The 18,318-nt window shown below is 71.4% G+C and carries 17 protein-coding genes; 12 read left to right on the top strand and 5 right to left on the bottom strand.

The features are described from left to right. The first annotated feature begins 47 nt into the window (after positions 1-47). The 7 genes from rplT to ACIBNA_RS28540 all read left to right on the top strand — a co-directional run bounded on the left by rplT (position 48) and on the right by ACIBNA_RS28540 (position 8,674). Positions 48-431 (top strand): 50S ribosomal protein L20, encoded by a 384-nt coding sequence (rplT, locus tag ACIBNA_RS28570; protein WP_003989074.1) that lies wholly within the window; start codon positions 48-50, stop codon positions 429-431. Between the two features lie 86 nt (positions 432-517). After that, complete coding sequence (locus ACIBNA_RS28565; RefSeq protein WP_399168060.1) at positions 518-1,378, top strand: TrmH family RNA methyltransferase; 861 nt, start codon at positions 518-520, stop codon at positions 1,376-1,378. Between the two features lie 54 nt (positions 1,379-1,432). Beyond that, positions 1,433-2,584: an ATP-binding protein gene (locus ACIBNA_RS28560; protein ID WP_399168059.1), complete on the top strand. Its 1,152-nt coding sequence runs from the start codon at positions 1,433-1,435 to the stop codon at positions 2,582-2,584. Between the two features lie 127 nt (positions 2,585-2,711). Further along, a complete protein-coding gene (gene pheS / locus ACIBNA_RS28555) occupies positions 2,712-3,839 on the top strand; it encodes a phenylalanine--tRNA ligase subunit alpha (RefSeq protein WP_274815120.1) in 1,128 nt (375 codons plus the stop codon). Next, complete coding sequence (gene pheT / locus ACIBNA_RS28550; RefSeq protein ID WP_399168058.1) at positions 3,839-6,352, top strand: phenylalanine--tRNA ligase subunit beta; 2,514 nt, start codon at positions 3,839-3,841, stop codon at positions 6,350-6,352. Before pheS ends, pheT begins: the two co-directional genes overlap by 1 nt. A 327-nt stretch (positions 6,353-6,679) precedes the next feature. After that, positions 6,680-8,020, top strand: coding sequence for a transcriptional regulator (locus ACIBNA_RS28545; protein WP_399168057.1), 1,341 nt, complete (start codon positions 6,680-6,682; stop codon positions 8,018-8,020). Between the two features lie 108 nt (positions 8,021-8,128). Further along, positions 8,129-8,674, top strand: a complete 546-nt coding sequence (locus tag ACIBNA_RS28540; protein ID WP_399168056.1) for an NUDIX hydrolase — start codon at positions 8,129-8,131, stop codon at positions 8,672-8,674. A 1-nt stretch (position 8,675) separates the two neighbouring features. Here ACIBNA_RS28540 and ACIBNA_RS28535 read toward each other — a convergent pair whose 3' ends face one another. Both ACIBNA_RS28535 and ACIBNA_RS28530 read right to left on the bottom strand, forming a co-directional pair. Beyond that, positions 8,676-8,933: a hypothetical protein gene (locus ACIBNA_RS28535; protein WP_274815115.1), complete on the bottom strand. Its 258-nt coding sequence runs from the start codon at positions 8,931-8,933 to the stop codon at positions 8,676-8,678. A gap of 226 nt (positions 8,934-9,159) precedes the next feature. After that, positions 9,160-10,035: a 3-hydroxybutyryl-CoA dehydrogenase gene (locus tag ACIBNA_RS28530; RefSeq protein WP_399168055.1), complete on the bottom strand. Its 876-nt coding sequence runs from the start codon at positions 10,033-10,035 to the stop codon at positions 9,160-9,162. A 180-nt stretch (positions 10,036-10,215) separates the two neighbouring features. On the opposite strand from ACIBNA_RS28530, the gene ACIBNA_RS28525 reads away from it, so the two are divergent. Then, a complete protein-coding gene (locus ACIBNA_RS28525) occupies positions 10,216-11,454 on the top strand; it encodes a glycoside hydrolase family 10 protein (protein WP_399168054.1) in 1,239 nt (412 codons plus the stop codon). Between the two features lies 1 nt (position 11,455). Here ACIBNA_RS28525 and ACIBNA_RS28520 read toward each other — a convergent pair whose 3' ends face one another. Together ACIBNA_RS28520 and ACIBNA_RS28515 are read right to left on the bottom strand one after the other, a co-directional pair. Further along, the gene (locus ACIBNA_RS28520; RefSeq protein ID WP_010045242.1) at positions 11,456-11,656 is read right to left on the bottom strand and encodes a DUF1918 domain-containing protein; all 201 of its coding nucleotides are present in this window, start codon (positions 11,654-11,656) and stop codon (positions 11,456-11,458) included. Positions 11,657-11,750: 94 nt separating this feature from the next. After that, positions 11,751-12,674 (bottom strand): DMT family transporter, encoded by a 924-nt coding sequence (locus ACIBNA_RS28515; protein WP_399168053.1) that lies wholly within the window; start codon positions 12,672-12,674, stop codon positions 11,751-11,753. On the opposite strand from ACIBNA_RS28515, the gene ACIBNA_RS28510 reads away from it, so the two are divergent. The 3 genes from ACIBNA_RS28510 to ACIBNA_RS28500 all read left to right on the top strand — a co-directional run bounded on the left by ACIBNA_RS28510 (position 12,673) and on the right by ACIBNA_RS28500 (position 15,256). Then, on the top strand, positions 12,673-14,109 hold the full coding sequence (locus tag ACIBNA_RS28510) for a PLP-dependent aminotransferase family protein (protein ID WP_399168052.1): 1,437 nt from the start codon (positions 12,673-12,675) through the stop codon (positions 14,107-14,109). The genes ACIBNA_RS28515 and ACIBNA_RS28510 overlap by 2 nt on opposite strands. A 39-nt stretch (positions 14,110-14,148) precedes the next feature. Next, entirely contained in the window at positions 14,149-14,589 is a 441-nt protein-coding gene (locus ACIBNA_RS28505) for a GNAT family N-acetyltransferase (protein ID WP_399168051.1), read from the top strand. 73 nt (positions 14,590-14,662) lie between these two features. Then, on the top strand, positions 14,663-15,256 hold the full coding sequence (locus ACIBNA_RS28500; protein WP_399168050.1) for a histidine phosphatase family protein: 594 nt from the start codon (positions 14,663-14,665) through the stop codon (positions 15,254-15,256). Here the strand turns inward: ACIBNA_RS28500 and ACIBNA_RS28495 are convergent. Continuing rightward, entirely contained in the window at positions 15,238-15,678 is a 441-nt protein-coding gene (locus tag ACIBNA_RS28495) for a DUF6314 family protein (protein ID WP_399168049.1), read from the bottom strand. The two genes, ACIBNA_RS28500 and ACIBNA_RS28495, sit on opposite strands and share 19 nt — an antisense overlap. A gap of 137 nt (positions 15,679-15,815) precedes the next feature. Here ACIBNA_RS28495 and ACIBNA_RS28490 point away from each other — a divergent pair, with 137 nt between their 5' ends. Continuing rightward, positions 15,816-18,299, top strand: a complete 2,484-nt coding sequence (locus ACIBNA_RS28490; RefSeq protein ID WP_399168048.1) for an alpha-L-arabinofuranosidase C-terminal domain-containing protein — start codon at positions 15,816-15,818, stop codon at positions 18,297-18,299. Positions 18,300-18,318 lie beyond the last annotated feature (19 nt).

Below are 18,318 nucleotides of genomic sequence, written 5' to 3'. Positions count from 1 at the left end.
TCGGGCCGTGTGAAGACCACCGCGGCCCCGCTACAAGGAGTTAAAAAGTGGCACGCGTCAAGCGGGCAGTGAACGCCCACAAGAAGCGTCGGGCGATCCTCGAGCAGGCCTCCGGCTACCGCGGTCAGCGTTCGCGCCTGTACCGCAAGGCCAAGGAGCAGGTCACCCACTCGCTGGTCTACAACTACAACGACCGCAAGAAGCGCAAGGGTGACTTCCGTCAGCTGTGGATCCAGCGCATCAACGCCGCTGCCCGCGCCAACGGCATGACCTACAACCGTTTCATCCAGGGTCTGAAGGCCGCGAACGTCGAGGTCGACCGCAAGATCCTGGCCGAGCTGGCCGTCAACGACGCCGGTGCGTTCGCCGCGCTCGTCGAGGTCGCCCAGAAGGCGCTGCCGAGCGACGTCAACGCCCCCAAGGCGGCCTGACGCCGGCTCTGAGCCGATGTGACTGAAGGACCCGCAGGCCCGAGGCCTGCGGGTTCTGCTGTGCAGCCAGTGAGAAAGCGAACAGGATGTCCCCTGCCACCCCCGAGCTCATCTCTCCCCGCTCTCCGCGCGTCCTGGCCGCCCGGCGCCTGGCCAAGCGGAACTTCCGGGGCAAGGAGCGGCTGTTCCTCGCGGAGGGGCCGCAGGCGGTACGGGAGGCGGCCGGGCACCGGGACGGGGGCGTGGCCACGCTCGTGGAGCTGTTCGCCACGCTGGAGGCCGCCGAGCGCTACGCCGACATCGTGGGGGCGGCCCGGGACGCCGGCGCCCGGGTGCACCTCGCCTCCGAGCAGGTCATCGCCGACATCTCCACCACCGTCACCCCGCAGGGCCTCGTCGGTGTCTGCCGCTTCCTCGACACGCCCTTCGAGGAGGTCCTCGCGGCGCGCCCCCGGCTCGTCGCCCTCCTCGCCAACGTCCGTGACCCCGGCAACGCCGGGACCGTGCTGCGCTGCGCCGACGCCGCCGGTGCCGAGGCCGTCGTCCTGACCGACGCCTCCGTCGACGTGTACAACCCCAAGGCCGTCCGCGCCTCCGTCGGCTCCCTGTTCCACCTGCCCGTCGCCGTCGGCGTCCCCGTGGAGCAGGCGGTCGAAGGGCTGCGGGCCGCCGGTGTGCGAGTCCTCGCCGCAGACGGGGCCGGTGACCGCGACCTCGACGACGAGCTCGACAAGGGCACCATGGGCGGGCCGACCGCCTGGGTCTTCGGGAACGAGGCCTGGGGCCTCCCGGAGGAGACCCGCGCCCTCACGGACGCCGTCGTGCGGGTCCCGATCCACGGGAAGGCCGAGAGCCTGAACCTCGCCACCGCCGCCGCCGTATGTCTCTATGCGTCGGCGCGTGCACAGCGCGCCGCCGGAGGGTGCCGCTCCGTCACCGGGAACTAGTAGGGTGACCAGCTCAGGGACCCCTCTGCGGAGCCTTGGAGGTGGGGTACGGGGATGAGCGTCGGCACGAGCAGCGCACCGGGGGCCCAGGACGCCGGGAGCCCGCCCGCCGCGTCCCGGCCACCCGGTGATCTCGCCGACCTCGGCATCGACCCCGACATGCTGCCCGACGGACTCGTCGTCGCCGACGAGCAGGGCCGGGTCATCTGCTTCAACGCAGCCGCCGAGCGCATCACCGCCGTCCGCGCCCGGGACGCCCTCGGACAGCGCCTGGAGAAGGCCCTGCCATTAGAGGATCTGGAGGGGCGCCGCTGGTGGCAGCTGACCGACCCGTACGGCGGTCTCGCGATCCGGGTCGGACAGCCCGAGCGCAACCTCCTCCTCCCCGGCGGCCGTGAGGTGCTGGTCTCCGCGCGCTACGTCCGCACCCGGCCCACCGGTCCCGTCCGGCGCCTCGTCGTCACCCTGCGCGACACCGAGGCCCGCCGCCGCACCGAACGCAGCCACGCCGAGCTGATCGCCACCGTCGCCCACGAGCTGCGCTCCCCGCTCACCTCCGTCAAGGGCTTCACCGCCACCCTGCTCGCCAAGTGGGAACGCTTCACCGACGACCAGAAGCGGCTGATGCTGGAGACCGTCGACGCCGACGCCGACCGGGTCACCCGGCTCATCGCCGAGCTGCTGGACATCTCGCGGATCGACTCCGGCCGGCTGGAGGTGCGGCGCCAGCCCGTCGACATCGGCGCCGCCGTCGGACGGCACATCCAGGCCTACGTCGCCGCCGGGCTGCCCGCCGACCGGTTCCTGCTGCGCGTCCAGCAGCCGCTGCCCGATCTGTGGGCCGACCCCGACAAGATCGACCAGGTGCTCAGCAACCTCCTGGAAAATGCCGTGCGGCACGGCGAGGGAACTGTCACGATCGACATCACGGCCACGGCGTCCCTCCGCGAGGGCGAGTACGCCGAGAACGCAGCCACGTCGGTCACGGTGAGCGACGAGGGGCCCGGCATTCCGGAGGAGTCCATGAACCGCGTCTTCACCCGCTTCTGGCGGGGCAGCAAGCGCGGTGGCACGGGCCTCGGGCTCTACATCGTCAAGGGCATCGTCGAAGCCCACGGCGGCGCCATCACGGTCGGCCGCGCGCCGGGCGCCGGTGCCGAGTTCCGATTTACGTTGCCCGTGGCGGCTCCGGCGTATCTCGCCTGAGGACCACGGGCGCATTCGTATACCTCCACCCCGTTAGACTCGGCCATTGGCACCTTTGTGTCCCGCAGACGGCCATCGGAGTCGGTGACGGGGACCTTCAGCCAGCCAATCGGAAGCACGGGAAGAGATGTCGGCACCGAATAAGTCGTACGACCCTGTAGAGGTCGAGGCGTTGAAACCGGAAGAGATCGAGCGCATGCGGGACGAGGCGCTCGCCGCCTTCGCCGCCGCGGACTCCCTCGACGCGCTCCACGAGGCCAAGGTCGCCCACACCGGCCCCGCCTCCCCGCTGGCCCTCGCCAACCGCGAGATCGGCGCCCTGCCCCCGCACGCCAAGGCCGACGCCGGCAAGCGCGTCGGGCAGGCCCGCGGCGCCGTGAACAAGGGCCTCGCCGCCCGCCAGGCGGAACTGGAGGCCGAGCGGGACGCGCGCGTGCTGGTCGAGGAGGCGGTGGACGTCACGCTGCCCTACGACCGCGTACCGGCCGGCGCCCGGCACCCGCTCACCACGATGATGGAGCGGGTCGCGGACGTCTTCGTGGCCATGGGCTACGAGGTCGCCGAGGGGCCCGAGGCCGAGGCGGAGTGGTTCAACTTCGACGCCCTCAACTTCCTGCCCGACCACCCGGCCCGGCAGATGCAGGACACGTTCTTCGTGCAGGGCCCCAAGGGCACCGAGGAGTCCGGCTCCGGCGTCGTCCTGCGCACGCACACCTCCCCGGTCCAGGCCCGTGCCCTGCTCGACCGTGAGCTGCCGGTCTACATCGTCTGCCCCGGCCGGGTGTTCCGCACCGACGAGCTGGACGCCACGCACACGCCCGTCTTCCACCAGATCGAGCTGCTCGCGATCGACGAGGGCCTGACCATGGCAGACCTCAAGGGCACCATGGACCACATGGTCCAGGCCCTGTTCGGCGCGGACATGAAGACCCGGCTGCGGCCGGCCTACTTCCCCTTCACCGAGCCGAGCGCCGAGATGGACATGCTCTGCTACGTCTGCAAGGGCGAGTCCGCCGGCAACCCCGACCGGCCCTGCCGCACCTGCTCGTCCGAGGGCTGGATCGAGCTCGGCGGCTGCGGCATGGTCAACCCGCGGGTGCTCACCGCCTGCGGCGTCGACCCCGAGAAGTACAGCGGTTTCGCCTTCGGGTTCGGCATCGAGCGGATGCTGATGTTCCGCCACAACGTCGAGGACATGCGAGACATGGTCGAGGGTGACGTCCGGTTCACCCGGCCGTTCGGGATGGAGATCTGATGCGGGTCCCGCTTTCTTGGCTGCGGGAGTACGTCGACCTGCCGGCGACTCAGACCGGCCGGGACGTCCAGGCCAAGCTCATTTCGGCCGGTCTGGAGGTCGAGACCGTCGAGCAGCTCGGCGCCGACCTCAAGGGCCCCTTGGTGGTGGGCCAGGTGGCGACCATCGAGGAACTGACGGAGTTCAAGAAGCCGATCCGCTTCTGCACCGTCGACGTCGGCCAGGCCAACGGCACCGGTGAGCCCCAGGAGATCGTCTGCGGCGCCCGCAACTTCGCCGTCGGCGACAAGGTCGTCGTGGCCCTGCCCGGCGCCGTCCTGCCCGGTGACTTCCAGATCGCCGAGCGCAAGACCTACGGCAGGATGTCCCGCGGCATGATCTGCTCCAGCGACGAGCTGAACATGGGCGACGACGGCACCAAGGGCATCATCGTCCTGCCCCCGGAGACCGAGGTCGGCAAGGACGCGGTCGAGCTGCTGGAGCTGGTCGACGAGGTCCTCGACATCGCCGTCACGCCCGACCGCGGCTACTGCCTGTCGATGCGCGGCGTCGCCCGCGAGACCGCCATCGCCTACGGCCTGCCGCTGCGCGACCCGGCCCTGCTCGACGTGCCCGGCCCGAACGCGTACGGCTACCCGGTGCGGATCTCCGACCCCACCGGCTGCGACCGCTTCACCGCCCGTACGGTGACCGGCCTGAGCGCCGAGGCCCGCTCGCCGATCTGGCTCCAGCGCCGGCTCCAGAAGGTCGGCATGCGCCCGATCTCGCTCGCCGTCGACGTCACCAACTACGTGATGACGGAGCTCGGCCAGCCGCTGCACGCCTACGACCGCGGCCTGGTCCAGGGCACGATCGGCGTGCGCCGGGCCGAGCCGGGCGAGAAGCTCACCACCCTCGACGGCGTCGAGCGCACGCTGGACGCCGAGGACCTGGTGATCACCGACGACCGCGGCCCGATCGGGCTCGCCGGTGTCATGGGCGGCGCCAACACGGAGATCGCAGACCACGACGACGTGGAGAACGCCACGGCGGACGTCGTCATCGAGGCCGCGCACTTCGACGCGGTGTCGATCGCGCGTACGGCCCGCCGGCACAGGCTGTCCTCCGAGGCGTCCCGGCGCTTCGAGCGCGGCGTCGACCCGCAGGCCGCCGCTGCCGCCGCGCAGCGCACGGTCGACCTGCTGGTCCTCCTCGCGGGCGGCACCGCCGAGGCCGGCGTCACCGAGGTCCTCGCCCCGACCGCGCCGCGCACCATCACCATCCCTGCCGACCACCCGGACAAGGTCGCGGGCGTGGCCTACGGCCGGGAGACCGTCGTACGGCGGCTCCAGGAGGTCGGCTGTGACGTGTACGGGCAGGACGAGCTGATCGTCACCGTGCCGTCCTGGCGGCCCGACCTCACCGACCCGAACGACCTGGCCGAAGAGGTCATCCGCCTGGAGGGCTACGAGAACCTGCCCTCCACGCTGCCCAAGCCGCCGGCCGGCCGCGGCCTGACGAACCGGCAGCGGCTGCACCGCCGCGTCGGCCGGGCCCTGGCCGGTGCCGGGTACGTCGAGGCACTGAACTACCCGTTCATCGGCGAGCAGGTCTTCGACCAGCTCGGCCTCGACGCGGACGACCCGGCCCGCCGCGTCGTCAAGCTCAGCAATCCGCTGAGCGACGAGGAGCCCGCGCTGCGCACGACGCTGCTGCCGGGTCTGCTGGCCGCCCTGCGGCGCAACGACGGCCGGGGCTCGCACGACCTCGCGCTGTTCGAGTCCGGTCTGGTCTTCCGGCCGCGCGAGGAGCAGCGGATCGCCGCCGTGCTGCCCGTCGAGGGCCGCCCGACCGACGAGGAGCTGGCCGAGCTGAACGCGGCGCTGCCCGAGCAGCCTCGGCACGCCGCCGTCGTCCTCGCCGGTGCGCGTGAGCAGGCCGGCTGGTGGGGCAAGGGCCGTCCGGCCGACTGGGCCGACGCGGTCGAGGCGGCGCGTTCCGTCGCCCGCGAGGCCGGCGCCGAGCTGATCATCCGCAAGGGGCAGTACGGGCCGTGGCACCCGGGGCGGTGCGCCGAGCTGGCGATCACCCTGGACGGTGCCGAGCGGGTCGTGGGCCACGCGGGGGAGCTGCACCCGCGCGTGGTGAAGGCGCTGGGACTGCCGGCGCGTACCTGTGCGATGGAGATCGACCTGGATGCGGTGGAGTCGGCCGGTGACGCCACGGTGAAGGCGCCGCGGATCTCCACGTTCCCGGTTGCCACGCAGGATGTCGCCCTGGTCGTCGACGCGGTTGTTCCGGCGGCGGAGGTCGAGGAGGCCTTGCGTGACGGTGCCGGGGAGCTGCTGGAGTCGATCCGGCTGTTCGATGTGTACGACAACGCCGAGCAGTTGGGGGAGGGGCGGAAGTCGCTGGCGTATGCGTTGCGGTTCCGGGCGGCTGATCGGACGCTGACGGTGGATGAGGCGTCGGCGGCCCGGGATGCTGCGGTTGCGCTTGCGGGAGAGCGCGTCGGGGCCGTGTTGCGGAGTTAGCGCCGTGGAGGACTGTGCTGTTTTGCCGGCTGTGGGTTGGTTGTAGCTGGTCGCGCAGTTCCCCGCGCCCTCGAAAGGCGGGGCCGGCGATGCCGTCCGCCCCGCCACGGAGTGTCGGGCAGGCGGCCGGGCGGACGGCGGAAGCGGGCCGCCGCACTGTACGAGGGGGAGCCGGCGGCCCGGCCGGCCTCTTTCGAGGCATTTCAGTCAACCGGTCGACGACTGAGAGCGACAGTGCGCACACAGCGCGGATTCGAGCACTCCGTTCACACCCCGTGTGAAGGCGGAGCCATTAATCTGGCCACACCGAGCCACCGGGGGGCCCACATGCAGCCCAACACTCTGCTCGACGCGATCCTGGACGAGGCCGGGATCTCGCACGCGGGGCTGGCCGCACACGTCAACCAGGCGGGACGGGCGCGTGGCCTGTCCCTGAGGTACGAACACACCGCCGTCGCCCGGTGGTTGAAGGGGCAGCGTCCCCGGGGCCAGGTGCCCGACCTGATCTGCGAGGTGCTCGCCGCCCGGTTGCGGCGGCAGGTGACCCTCGACGACATCGGCCTGGGCGTGCCCGGTGAGCCGTCCGCTGCGCACACCGGCTCGCTGTCCGGCTTCGTCGAGCGGGCCACCGCCCTGTGGCGCTCCGACCAGCAGCAGCGCCCGCACATCCTGGGCGCGCCCGCGCTCACCGGCACGCCCGCCGTCATGCCGGTGTGGGAGTGGGAGAACCCGCCCGAGGACGTGGACGTCTCCCGCGGCGGCAGACACCGGGTCACCCCGGGCGACCTGGAGATGCTGCGGGCCGCCCGGACGCACTACGAGCAGATGTACCGCAAGGCCGGGGGCATCGCGACGCGCGCCCGCATCGTCGGCTTCCTCAACGCCGAGGCCGCGCCGCTGCTGCGCGGCAGCTACACGGATGAGACCGGCCGCCAACTGCACCGGGCCACGGGCGGGTTGGTGGCCGTCGCCGGGATCTGCGCCTACGACTCCGACGCGCACGGCCTCGCCCAGCGCTACTTCCACCAGGCGCTGCGGCTCGCCAAGGCCAGCGGGGACCGGGGACTCGGCGCCTACATCATCGCGCTGCTGGTCAACCAGTCGCTGTTCATGCGGGAGTACCGGCAGGCCGTCGCCTTCGCGGAGGCCGCGCTGCGGGCCGCCGGCAAGCACATCACCCCGGCGCTCGCCTCCGACCTGTACGCGATGCAGGCCAAGGCGTACGCGCATCTCGGCGACGGCAGCAGCGCCCTGTCCTGCATCCGGCGCGCCGAGCAGGCCGCGGCACGCATCCGGCGCGGCTATGAGCCCGACGAGACCGGTTATGTCCAGCCGGGACTGGTCAACGTCCAGGTGGCGGAGGCGCTGCTGAGTCTCGGGGAGATCGCGGCCGCCGGGGAGCACGCCGCGGCCGCGGTCGACAACCCGGCGCACGACCGCGGCCGGGTGCACCGGCTGGCCATGCTCAGCACGATCGAGCTGCGGCAGGGCAACGCGGACAAGGCCGTGGCCATCGCCGTGCAGATGGCCGAGCAGGCCCGCGGTATGGAGTCCCAGCGGCTGCGCGACCGGCTGCGCGCGGTGCGGGAGCACCTCGTGCGCAGCGGCTGCGCGGGCACGGCCGAGGCCGCGGAACTCATCGACGGGGCACTGCGCGTACCGTTGTAGACGCCGGGCGACGGGCGCCCGCGTCATCCCGAGCGACTTCCCGTGCGCCTGCTGTCACTACATTCCTGCTGCGATATTGCCACTTACTCGACGGAAGGTGGCAGAACCGTGCAGTGGACGAAACACAACGAACAAGCTGTGTACTCAAACCGCTGGTTCAGCGTCAATCTCGCGGATGTCGAACTACCGGACGGCCGGCACCTCGACCACTTCCTCATACGGCTGCGGCCCGTTGCGGTGGCCACGGTCGTGAACGAGGCCAACGAGGTGCTGCTCCTGTGGCGGCACCGCTTCATCACCGACAGTTGGGGGTGGGAACTAGCGGCGGGCGTCGTCGAGGACGGCGAGGACATCGCCCGCGCGGCCGCCAGGGAACTGGAGGAGGAGACCGGCTGGCGGCCGGGACCCCTGCACCACCTGATGAGCGTGGAGCCGTCCAACGGGCTCACCGACGCCCGGCACCACGTGTACTGGGCCGACGAGGGCGAGTACGTCGGGCACCCCGTGGACGACTTCGAGTCGGACCGCCGGGAATGGGTTCCCCTCAAGCTCGTCCCCGACATGGTCGCCCGCGGGGAGGTCCCGGCCGCCAACATGGCGGCCGCGTTACTGCTGCTGCACCATTTCAGGCTCGGTCAGGACACGTTGCCCTGAGCTAACGTCCCAGTGCCTGCCAGATCGCCACGACGAGGGCACCCACGGCGGTGAGGGCGGCGACCGCGGGCAGCGGCCAGCGCGCGTGTTCCAGTGAGTTGATCCGGGTGTTGAGCTCGTCGAGTTCCTTGGCGGTCTCCTCGGTGCGGTGGTTGAGCAGAGCCAGCCCGCCCTCGACGCGGGCGTACGCCACATCGAGGCGGCGTCGTAACTCTGCGAGTTCTCCATGGACGACCGGATGCTCGGGATCGGCGGTCACAAGTCCGTTCCTTTCCGTAGTCGTTGTACATCCCTTGCATGCGCATGAGGAGTCAACTCGCCTGGTGGGCGCCTGGGGAGAGTGTGCGACGGGCATATGCGAGCCCGGCGCGCACACGGTGTGTGAATGCCACGGGCCCGGCACCAATTCCGGTGCCGGGCCCGTGGGTTGGCCGAATTCTGACCGTCCGTAACCAGCCTCGGAGGCCTGGACGGGATGCCGGGCGTCAGTCGTACGTGTAGAAGCCCGAGCCCGTCTTGCGGCCCAGCCGGCCCGCGTCGACCATGCGCTGGAGGAGCGGGGGAGCGGCGTACAGGGGCTCCTTGTACTCCTCGTACATCGACTGGGCCACCGAGGCGACCGTGTCCAGGCCGATGAGGTCGGAGAGCTTCAGGGGGCCCATCGGGTGGGCGCAGCCCATCTCCATGCCGTTGTCGATGTCCTCGCGGCTGGCGATGCCCGTCTCGAACATCCGGATCGCGGAGAGCAGGTACGGGATCAGCAGCGCGTTGACCACGAAGCCGGAGCGGTCCTGGGCGCGGATCGCGTGCTTGCCCAGCACCTTCTCGGTGAACAGCTGGGCCCGGCTCAGCGTGCCTTCGGACGTGGTGAGGGCCGGGATCAGCTCGACGAGCTTTTGCACCGGGGCCGGGTTGAAGAAGTGGATGCCGATGACCTGGTCGGGCCGAGAGGTCGCCACCGCCAGCTTCACCAGCGGGATGGAGGAGGTGTTGGAGGCCAGGATGGCGTCGGGCCGGGTGACGACCTGGTCGAGCACCTGGAAGATCTCGGTCTTGACGTGCTCGTTCTCGACGACGGCCTCGATCACCAGGTCGCGGTCGGCGAACTCGCCGAGGTCCGTGGTGAAGCTCAGGCGGGCCTGTGTGGCCTCCAGCTCCTCCTCGGTGATCTTGCCGCGCTCGGCTGCCTTGGCCAGGGAGTTGAACAGCCGGGTCCGGCCGATCTCCAGGGCCTCGCCGGTGGTCTCGGCGACCATGACGTCCAGACCGGACCGGGCGCACACCTCGGCGATCCCCGCGCCCATCTGACCGCAGCCCACGACTCCGACGCGTGCAATGTCTCCCGCTGGGATGTCCGTCACATCGTCCCTTTCGCTGCTGATCCACTTCTGGGCAGGTGCTCCGGGTTCCGGTGCCTGCTCCGTTCGTGCACGTTACTCCCAAGTATCGATGATCGATCGCGGGGGTCGGGTCCCCCTCGGGCATGCTGGGCGCGGAGCGATCCGCGACCGGGCGGATCCGCGGCTTTTTGGGGCATGCGGATGGGACGAGTGTCACGCAGGGCGTTCGCGGTGGCGGCGCTGTCGGCTTTCACGATGATGCCTCCGGCTTCGGCCGCGCCCAAGCGGGACGGCAGGGGCGACGACAGGGCGGCCTCCGGGATGCGGGGCGTGTGGCTGGCCACCGTGGCGGGCCGCGACTGGCCGTCGAAGCCGGGGCTGACCGCCGCGCAGCAGCGGGCCGAGCTGATCACCCACCTCGACAGGGCGGTGAGCAACCGGCTCAACACCGTCATCTTCCAGGTCCGGCCCTCGGCGGACGCCCTGTGGCCCTCGCCGTACGAGCCGTGGTCGCAGTACCTGACCGGCACCCAGGGCAAGGACCCCGGCTGGGACCCGCTGGGCACGGCCGTGGCGGAGGCGCACGCCCGCGGCCTGAAGCTGCACGCCTGGTTCAACCCGTACCGCGTCGCCGCCCACGCAGACCCGACCCGCCTGGCCGCCGACCACCCGGCTCGCAGGAACCCGGACTGGGTGGTGACGTACGGCGGGAAGCTCTACTACAACCCGGGGCTGCCCGAGGTCCGGGGCTTCGTGCAGGACGCGATGCTCGACGCGGTGGAGAGGTACCCCGTGGACGGCGTCCACTTCGACGACTACTTCTACCCGTACCCCGTGGCGGGCCAGAGCTTCGACGACGACTCGGCCTACGAGGAGTACGGCGCCGGCTTCCCGGACCGGGCGGCGTGGCGGCGGGACAACATCGACAAGCTGGTCCGGGAGACGGCGGACCGCATCAAGCAGATCCGGCCCGGCACCCCCTTCGGCATCAGCCCCTTCGGCGTGTGGCGCAACGCCGCCACCGACCCGCTCGGCTCGGACACCGGGGCGGGCGTGCAGACCTACGACGACCTGCACGCGGACACGCGCAAGTGGGTGCGCGAGAGCTGGATCGACTACATCGTCCCGCAGCTGTACTGGAACATCGGCTTCGCCGCCGCCGACTACGCGACACTGCTGCCCTGGTGGGCGGAGGTCGCGAGCGGCACCTCGACGCAGCTCTACGTGGGGGAGGCGCTGTACAAGGCCGGTGACCCGGCGCAGCCCGCCGCTTGGCAGGACCCGGCCGAGTTGTCCCGGCACCTGACGCTGGCCAGGGATCACGCGCAGGTGCGCGGGCACGTCTTCTTCGCCGCCAAGGACGTGGCGGCCGATCGGATCGGGGCGATGGCGAGGGTGGTCGCCGACCACTACGGGCAGCCGGCGCCGCCGCCGCGCTGAATCACGGCCCGGTGGTGGTCTCCCGGTGCCGGATCTCGGTGTCGGGTCCCGGCGAGCACACGCCCTCGTGCCCGTCCTCGAACCGGACGCGGTACGGGGGATTGCCCTCCTGGCCCAGCACTTCGACGATCTCGCCGACCTTGTCGTGCTGACCGACCACCCTGCCGTGCTGGACAAGCTGGTCGCCCACGGTTGCGCGCATCTGGTGCCTCCTCACGGTGTGTGGAGCAGCGGTCCGTGGCCTTCGAGTCTACGGCCGGGGGCGCCACTCGGCAGGGGGCCGGGTGTGGCCCCGCTCAGCCGCGTGCCCGTTGTGTGACGGCGATGCAGACCAGCACCGCCGCGGCTGTCAGCGGGGCGGCCACCGTCAGGTGCTCGCCCAGCAGCAGCACCGACCACACCAGTGTGAGCAGGGGCTGGGCGAGCTGCAACTGGCTGGCCTTGGGGATGCCGATGGCCGCCATGCCCCGGTACCAGACGACCAGACCGAGGAACTGCGAGCCCGCCGCGACCCACAGCAGCCCGGTGACGCTGTGCGCGGTCAGCTGCACCGGTTCCTGCGCCAGCGCGAACGCGGCGACGGGCACGGTCAGCGGCAGGCACAGCGCCAGCGCCCAGCCGATGACGTGCCAGCCCGGCATGACCCGGGCCAGCCGGCCGCCCTCGGTGTAGCCGGCCGCGCACACCAGCAGCGCCGCGAAGAGGTACAGGTCGGCCGTGCTCAGGGCGCCGCCGCTCTGCTGCACGGTGAAGGCCAGCACCGCCGCCGCGCCGGCGAGGGCCGCCGTCCAGAAGGTGCGCGAGGGCCGGGTGCCGACCCGCAGGGCGGAGAAGAGAGCGGTGGTCAGGGGGAGCAGACCGACCACGACGGCGGCGTGCGCGGTGGTCGAGGTCTGCAGTGCCAGCGTGGTCAGCAACGGGAAACCGAGCACCACACCGGCCGCGACCACCGCGAGGCCCGGCCAGTGACGGCGGGCGGGCAGCGGGACGCGAAGGGCCAGCAGACAGCCCCCCGCGATCACCGCGGCGAGGACAGTCCGGACGGCGACCAGCGACCAGGGCCCGAAGCCCTCGAGACCCCAGGCGGTGGCGGGGAAGGTGAGGGAGAAGGCGATGACGCCCAGGGCGGCCTGGAGGGTGCCGAGGCCGGGCCGGTCCCGTTCCGGCTCCGTGGCGACTGCTATCCGAGGTGCCGTAGTAGCGCTACTCTGTGTTCTCATGCAAGAGCGTAGCAGCGTGGGTGATCTGGCAGAACAGCTGCGGCGGGAGCTGAACCGCTACTCACCAGGTGGAAAGCTGCCGTCGAGCCGGGCCCTGGTGGAGCGGTTCCGGGTGAGTCCCGTGACCGTGTCGCGGGCGCTGGCGCAGCTCGCCGCCGAGGGGCTCGTGGTCACCCGCCCCGGCGCGGGCGCGTTCCGCGCGCAGGCCCGCACGGCACCGGCCCCCGCCGGGGACACCTCCTGGCAGGAGGTCGCGCTCAGCGCCGACGGTGCCGCCGACCTCGTACCGCGCTCGGTGGACGCCTCCGGGGTGCTGGTCTCGCTGGCCGCTCCGCCGCCCGGCGTGATCGAGTTCAGCGGCGGCTATCTGCACCCGTCGTTGCAGCCGGAGCGGGCGATGGCCGCCGCCCTGTCGCGCGCCGGGCGCCGCCCCGGTGCCTGGGGACGCCCGCCCACGGAAGGGCTGCCGGAGCTGCGGGAGTGGTTCGCGCGGGGCATCGGCGGGTCCTTCACGGCCGCCGAGGTGCTGATCACCGCGGGCGGGCAGTCCGCGCTCACCACCGCCCTGCGCGCCCTCGCCCCGCCCGGCGCCCCCGTCCTCGTCGAGTCGCCGACCTACCCCGGCATGCTCGCCATCGCCCGTGCCGCGGGCCTGCGCCCGGTGCCCGTCCCGGTGGACGCGGACGGCGTGAAACCGGCGCTGCTCGCCGACGCCTTCCGGGCCACCGGCGCTCCGGCCTTCGTCTGCCAGCCGCTCTTCCAGAACCCCACCGGTGCCGTGCTCGCGCCCGAGCGGCGCCGCGAGGTGCTGCGCATCGCCCGCGCGGCGGGCGCGTTCGTCGTCGAGGACGATTTCGTGCGGCGGCTCGTGCACGAGGACGCGGGGCCGCTACCGCGCCCGCTGGCCGCCGACGACCCCGACGGTGTCGTCGTCCACGTCTGCTCGCTGACCAAGGCGACCTCGCCGAGCTTCCGGGTGAGCGCCCTGGCCGCGCGCGGCCCGGTCCTGGAGCGACTGCGCGCCATCCAGGTCGTCGACACCTTCTTCGTGCCCCGGCCCCTTCAGGAGGCGGCACTCGAACTCGTCGGCTCGCCCGCCTGGCCGCGCCATCTGCGAGCGGTGTCCGCCGAGCTGAGGGCACGCCGGGACGCGATGACCGCCGCGCTCGCGCTGCACCTGCCGGAACTCGCCCTGCCGCACGTGCCGTCCGGCGGCTACCACCTGTGGCCGCGCCTGCCCGACGGCACGGACGAACCGGCCCTGACCTCCGCCGCCCTGCGCGCGGGCGTCGCCGTCATCCCCGGCCGCCCCTACTTCAGCGCCGAGCCGCCGGCCGCGCACCTCCGGCTGAGCTTCGCGGCGGTCGCGGGGACCGGGGAGATCGCGGAGGGGGTACGGCGGCTGCGCACGGCCTGCGACGAGGTGCTGGGATAAGCGTTCGACGCATGGCTCGTGAGCTGCGAGCATCCCGCCATGACCGACACGCCGAGCCTGCCCGAGGGCTACGAGATCTCCACCGACCCCGCCCGTGTCGACGCCGAGCGGGTCCACCACTGGCTGTCCACCGACGCGTACTGGGCGCTGGGCCGCCCGCGCGAGAAGCAGGACCGCGCGATCGAGGGCTCGCTCAACTTCGGCGTGTACGAGACGGTGTCGGGCGAGCAGGTGGCGTACGCCCGGGTCATCACGGACCGGGCGACCTTCGGGTGGCTGTGCGACGTGTACGTCGACCCGTCGGTGCGCGGCAAGGGTGTCGGCACCGCGCTCGTGGCGGCCGTACGGGACGAGCTGCGGGAGTACGGGGTGCGGCGCGTGCTGCTCGCCACGCACGACGCGCACGGCGTCTACGAGAAGCTCGGGTTCGCGGCACTGGAGCGGCCTGCGGACTGGATGGCTCTCATCTTCGGTCAGTGAGGGCCGGTACACTCTGGGTAACTTCCTGATAACGGCTCTTGACCTGCGCACTTGCGGCAATCACGATCGCGGCATGCCATTTCGGGTCACGTTCGTCGCCGCCGCGCGCAGCTCTCCGCTGCTCGCCGAGCGCTTCGGGGACGACCGGCCACTGGACCAGGCCGGCTGGGGTGAGGTGGAGCGCGTCGCCCACGAGCTGCTGCCGCTCGCCGCGGCCGAGCTGCGCTACTGCTCGCCGACCCCGCGCAGCCGCGCGACGGGGGAGGGGCTCGGGTACGCGCCGCTGGTGCAACTCGGCCTGCGGGACTGCGACATGGGCCGGTGGCGCGGGCTGACCCTGGGCGAGGCGATGGCCCGGGAGCCCGAGGCCGTGGACGCCTGGCTCGCCGACCCGCGTGCCACACCGCACGGCGGTGAGTCGCTGGTGGACTTCATCACCCGCGTCGGCGGCTGGCTCGACACCCGGCCCGTCGAGGACGGCTGCCGGGTCGTGGCGGTCGCCGAGCCGTCCGTGATCCGTGCCGCCCTGGTGTACGCCCTGAAGGCGCCGCCCTCGACGTACTGGAACATCGACATCCGCCCGCTGTCGACGACCTCCGTCACGGGCCGGGCGGGGCGCTGGAACCTGCGCTTCGACGGGGTGTCGGCTCAGACTTCGCGTGCGTAGTCGGTGCGCAGTACGAGGTCCTTGGCCGGGCCGCGTACGTGCCACACCGTCCGCCAGTGGTCCGGGTCGCGGACGGTGAACTCGCCGCGGTAGAGGTCCGCCGCGCAGGGGTGGTCGGCGACGTGCCGTCCGGACGTCAGGTCCAGGTCGTAAAACGGCCGCCCGTCCGCGAACCGCACGTCCGCCGTGCCGCCCGGGCCCGGCAGGAACCGCAGCATCCGCTCGGCGGGCCGGGCGACGCCCTGCCAGACGAAGGTGCCGGACTCGTGGTGCAGCAGCCCGCCGTCCTCCGCCGCGGCGAACACGGTGCTTCCGGAGAACTCCCCCTGCTCGCCGCTCGCGAGATCCCGCACCGACCGGGCCACGCGCCAACGCCCGGCCAGATACGCCAGTACGTCCGGCACTGGCCAGAACTCGCCCATCCCGTCCCGCTCTCCGTACCAACCGTTGTTGCGCGACCCATTGACGCGCCCCTGCCCCCTCCCTATCTTGCCGTTCGAAGTGCTGATCAATGTCTGATATTTCGAACACTCCTCTACCAGAGAGCCGCGGAGTATCCATGCCACGCACCGCCCGCACCCGATGGAGAATCGGTCTCACGACCACCGCCCTCCTGACGGCAGCAGCCCTCGTACCGGCCCCCGCGCACGCCGAGGACGTCACCGACTACGCCATCACCGTCGACCCGTCCGCCAAGGGCGCCGCGATCGACGACACGATGTACGGCGTCTTCTTCGAGGACATCAACCGGGCCGCCGACGGCGGTCTGTACGCCGAGCTCGTACAGAACCGTTCCTTCGAATACTCCACCGCCGACAACGGCTCCTACACGCCCCTGACCTCGTGGACGGCCGGCGGCACGGCCGAGGTCGTGAACGACTCGGGCCGCCTCAACGAGCGCAACCGCAACTACCTCTCCCTGGGCGCCGGTTCCTCCGTCACGAACGCCGGCTACAACACCGGCATCCGGGTCGAGCAGGGCAAGCGGTACGACTTCTCCGTGTGGGCCCGCGCCGAGAGCGGCAGCACGCTCACCGTCTCCCTCAAGGACACGGCAGGCGCCCTGGCGACCGCCCGGCAGGTGGCCGTCAAGGGCGGCTGGGCCAAGTACAAGGCCACCTTCACCGCGACCCGCACCAGCAACCGCGGCCGCCTCGCCGTCGCCTCGACGAACGCCGCCGCGCTCGACGAGATATCGCTCTTCCCGCGGGACACCTACAAGAACCAGCCGAACGGCCTGCGCAAGGACCTCGCCGAGAAGATCGCCGCCCTGAAGCCGGGCTTCGTGCGCTTCCCCGGCGGCTGCCTGGTCAACACCGGCTCCATGGAGGACTACAGCGAGGCCTCGAACTGGCAGCGCAAGCGCAGCTACCAGTGGAAGGACACCATCGGCCCCGTAGAGCAGCGCGCCACCAACTCCAACTTCTGGGGCTACAACCAGAGCTACGGCCTCGGCTACTACGAGTACTTCCGCTTCTCCGAGGACATCGGCGCCATGCCGCTGCCCGTCGTCCCGGCCCTGGTGACCGGCTGCGGCCAGAACAAGGCCACCGACGACGACGCGCTGCTCAAGCGGCACATCCAGGACACCCTCGACCTCATCGAGTTCGCCAACGGCCCGGCGACCTCCAAGTGGGGCAAGGTGCGGGCGCAGATGGGCCACCCCAAGCCCTTCCACCTGACCCACCTCGGGGTCGGCAACGAGGAGAACCTCCCCAAGGAGTTCTTCGCCCGCTTCGAGCAGTTCCGGGCGGCCATCAAGGCCAAGTACCCGGACATCACCGTCATCTCCAACTCCGGCCCGGACGACGCCGGCACGACCTTCGACACCGCCTGGCAGCTCAACCGCGAGGGCAAGGTCGACATGGTCGACGAGCACTACTACAACAGCCCGAACTGGTTCCTGCAGAACAACGACCGCTACGACTCCTACGACCGGGGCGGCCCCAAGGTCTTCCTCGGCGAATACGCCTCACAGGGCAACGCCTGGAAGAACGGACTCTCCGAGGCCGCCTTCATGACGGGCCTGGAGCGCAACGCGGACATCGTCAAGCTGGCCTCCTACGCCCCGCTGCTCGCCAACGAGGACTACGTGCAGTGGCGGCCGGACATGATCTGGTTCAACAACCACGCCTCCTGGAACTCGGCCAACTACGAGGTCCAGAAGCTGTTCATGACCAACGTCGGCGACCGCGTCGTCCCCTCGAAGGCCACCACCACGCCGGACGTCAGCGGCCCGATCACGGGTGCCGTCGGCCTGTCCACGTGGGCGACCAGCGCCGCGTACGACGACGTGAAGGTCACCGCCGCGGACGGCTCGACGCTGCTCAGCGACGACTTCTCCGGTGACGCCTCCAAGTGGACCACCAGCGGCCGGGGCAGCTGGAGCATCCAGGACGGGCAGTACGTCCAGACCGACACCGCCGCCGAGAACACCATGGTCACGGCGGGCGACCCGGCCTGGAAGGACTACGACCTGCATGTGAAGGCCACCAAGAAGTCCGGCAAGGAGGGCTTCCTCGTCGCCTTCGGCGTCAAGGACACCGGCAACTACTACTGGTGGAACCTGGGCGGCTGGAACAACACCCAGTCCGCGATCGAGCAGGCCGTCGACGGCGGCAAGGGCACGCTGATGACGAAGGCCGGGTCGATCGAGACCGGCCGCGCCTACGACATCGACATCAAGGTCCGCGGCCGCCAGGTCACCCTGTTCCTGGACGGCAAGGAGTGGGGCAGCTTCAAGGACGACAAGCCGGCCGAGCCGTTCCGCCAGGTCGTCACCAAGGACGCGAAGACCGGTGACCTGATCGTCAAGGTCGTCAACGCCCAGTCCGCCGAGGCCCGTACGGCCGTCGACCTGGGCACCGCCAGGGTCGCCGCCACGGCCAGGGTGACCACGCTCGCCGCCGACGCGGACGCGGTCAACACCGAGACGGACACGCCGGTCACCCCGGTGACGTCCACCTTCTCGGGGGTCGCCAAGAAGTTCACGTACACCTTCCCGGCGAACTCGGTCACCTTCCTGCGGATCAGGCAGAGGTAGCCACCGTCGGGCGCGGGCT

The sequence above is a fragment of the Streptomyces sp. NPDC050164 genome (assembly GCF_044459945.1).
In the GTDB taxonomy this organism is placed as follows: Bacteria; Actinomycetota; Actinomycetes; order Streptomycetales; family Streptomycetaceae; genus Streptomyces; species Streptomyces coeruleorubidus_A.
The sequence above is the reverse complement of the archived record's forward strand: the minus strand, read 5'-3'. Positions and strand labels throughout refer to the sequence as shown.

Excerpts from the sequence above, each read along its gene's own strand:
- ACIBNA_RS28565 (WP_399168060.1), top strand. The coding sequence starts at position 518 with ATGTCCCCTGCCACCCCCGAGCTCATCTCTCCCCGCTCTCCGCGCGTC.
- ACIBNA_RS28560 (WP_399168059.1), top strand. The coding sequence starts at position 1,433 with ATGAGCGTCGGCACGAGCAGCGCACCGGGGGCCCAGGACGCCGGGAGC.
- pheS (WP_274815120.1), top strand. The coding sequence starts at position 2,712 with ATGTCGGCACCGAATAAGTCGTACGACCCTGTAGAGGTCGAGGCGTTG.
- pheT (WP_399168058.1), top strand. The coding sequence starts at position 3,839 with ATGCGGGTCCCGCTTTCTTGGCTGCGGGAGTACGTCGACCTGCCGGCG.
- ACIBNA_RS28545 (WP_399168057.1), top strand. The coding sequence starts at position 6,680 with ATGCAGCCCAACACTCTGCTCGACGCGATCCTGGACGAGGCCGGGATC.
- ACIBNA_RS28525 (WP_399168054.1), top strand. The coding sequence starts at position 10,216 with ATGGGACGAGTGTCACGCAGGGCGTTCGCGGTGGCGGCGCTGTCGGCT.
- ACIBNA_RS28520 (WP_010045242.1), bottom strand. The coding sequence starts at position 11,656 with ATGCGCGCAACCGTGGGCGACCAGCTTGTCCAGCACGGCAGGGTGGTC.
- ACIBNA_RS28510 (WP_399168052.1), top strand. The coding sequence starts at position 12,673 with ATGCAAGAGCGTAGCAGCGTGGGTGATCTGGCAGAACAGCTGCGGCGG.
- ACIBNA_RS28515 (WP_399168053.1), bottom strand. The coding sequence starts at position 12,674 with ATGAGAACACAGAGTAGCGCTACTACGGCACCTCGGATAGCAGTCGCC.
- ACIBNA_RS28505 (WP_399168051.1), top strand. The coding sequence starts at position 14,149 with ATGACCGACACGCCGAGCCTGCCCGAGGGCTACGAGATCTCCACCGAC.
- ACIBNA_RS28500 (WP_399168050.1), top strand. The coding sequence starts at position 14,663 with ATGCCATTTCGGGTCACGTTCGTCGCCGCCGCGCGCAGCTCTCCGCTG.
- ACIBNA_RS28495 (WP_399168049.1), bottom strand. The coding sequence starts at position 15,678 with ATGGGCGAGTTCTGGCCAGTGCCGGACGTACTGGCGTATCTGGCCGGG.
- ACIBNA_RS28490 (WP_399168048.1), top strand. The coding sequence starts at position 15,816 with ATGCCACGCACCGCCCGCACCCGATGGAGAATCGGTCTCACGACCACC.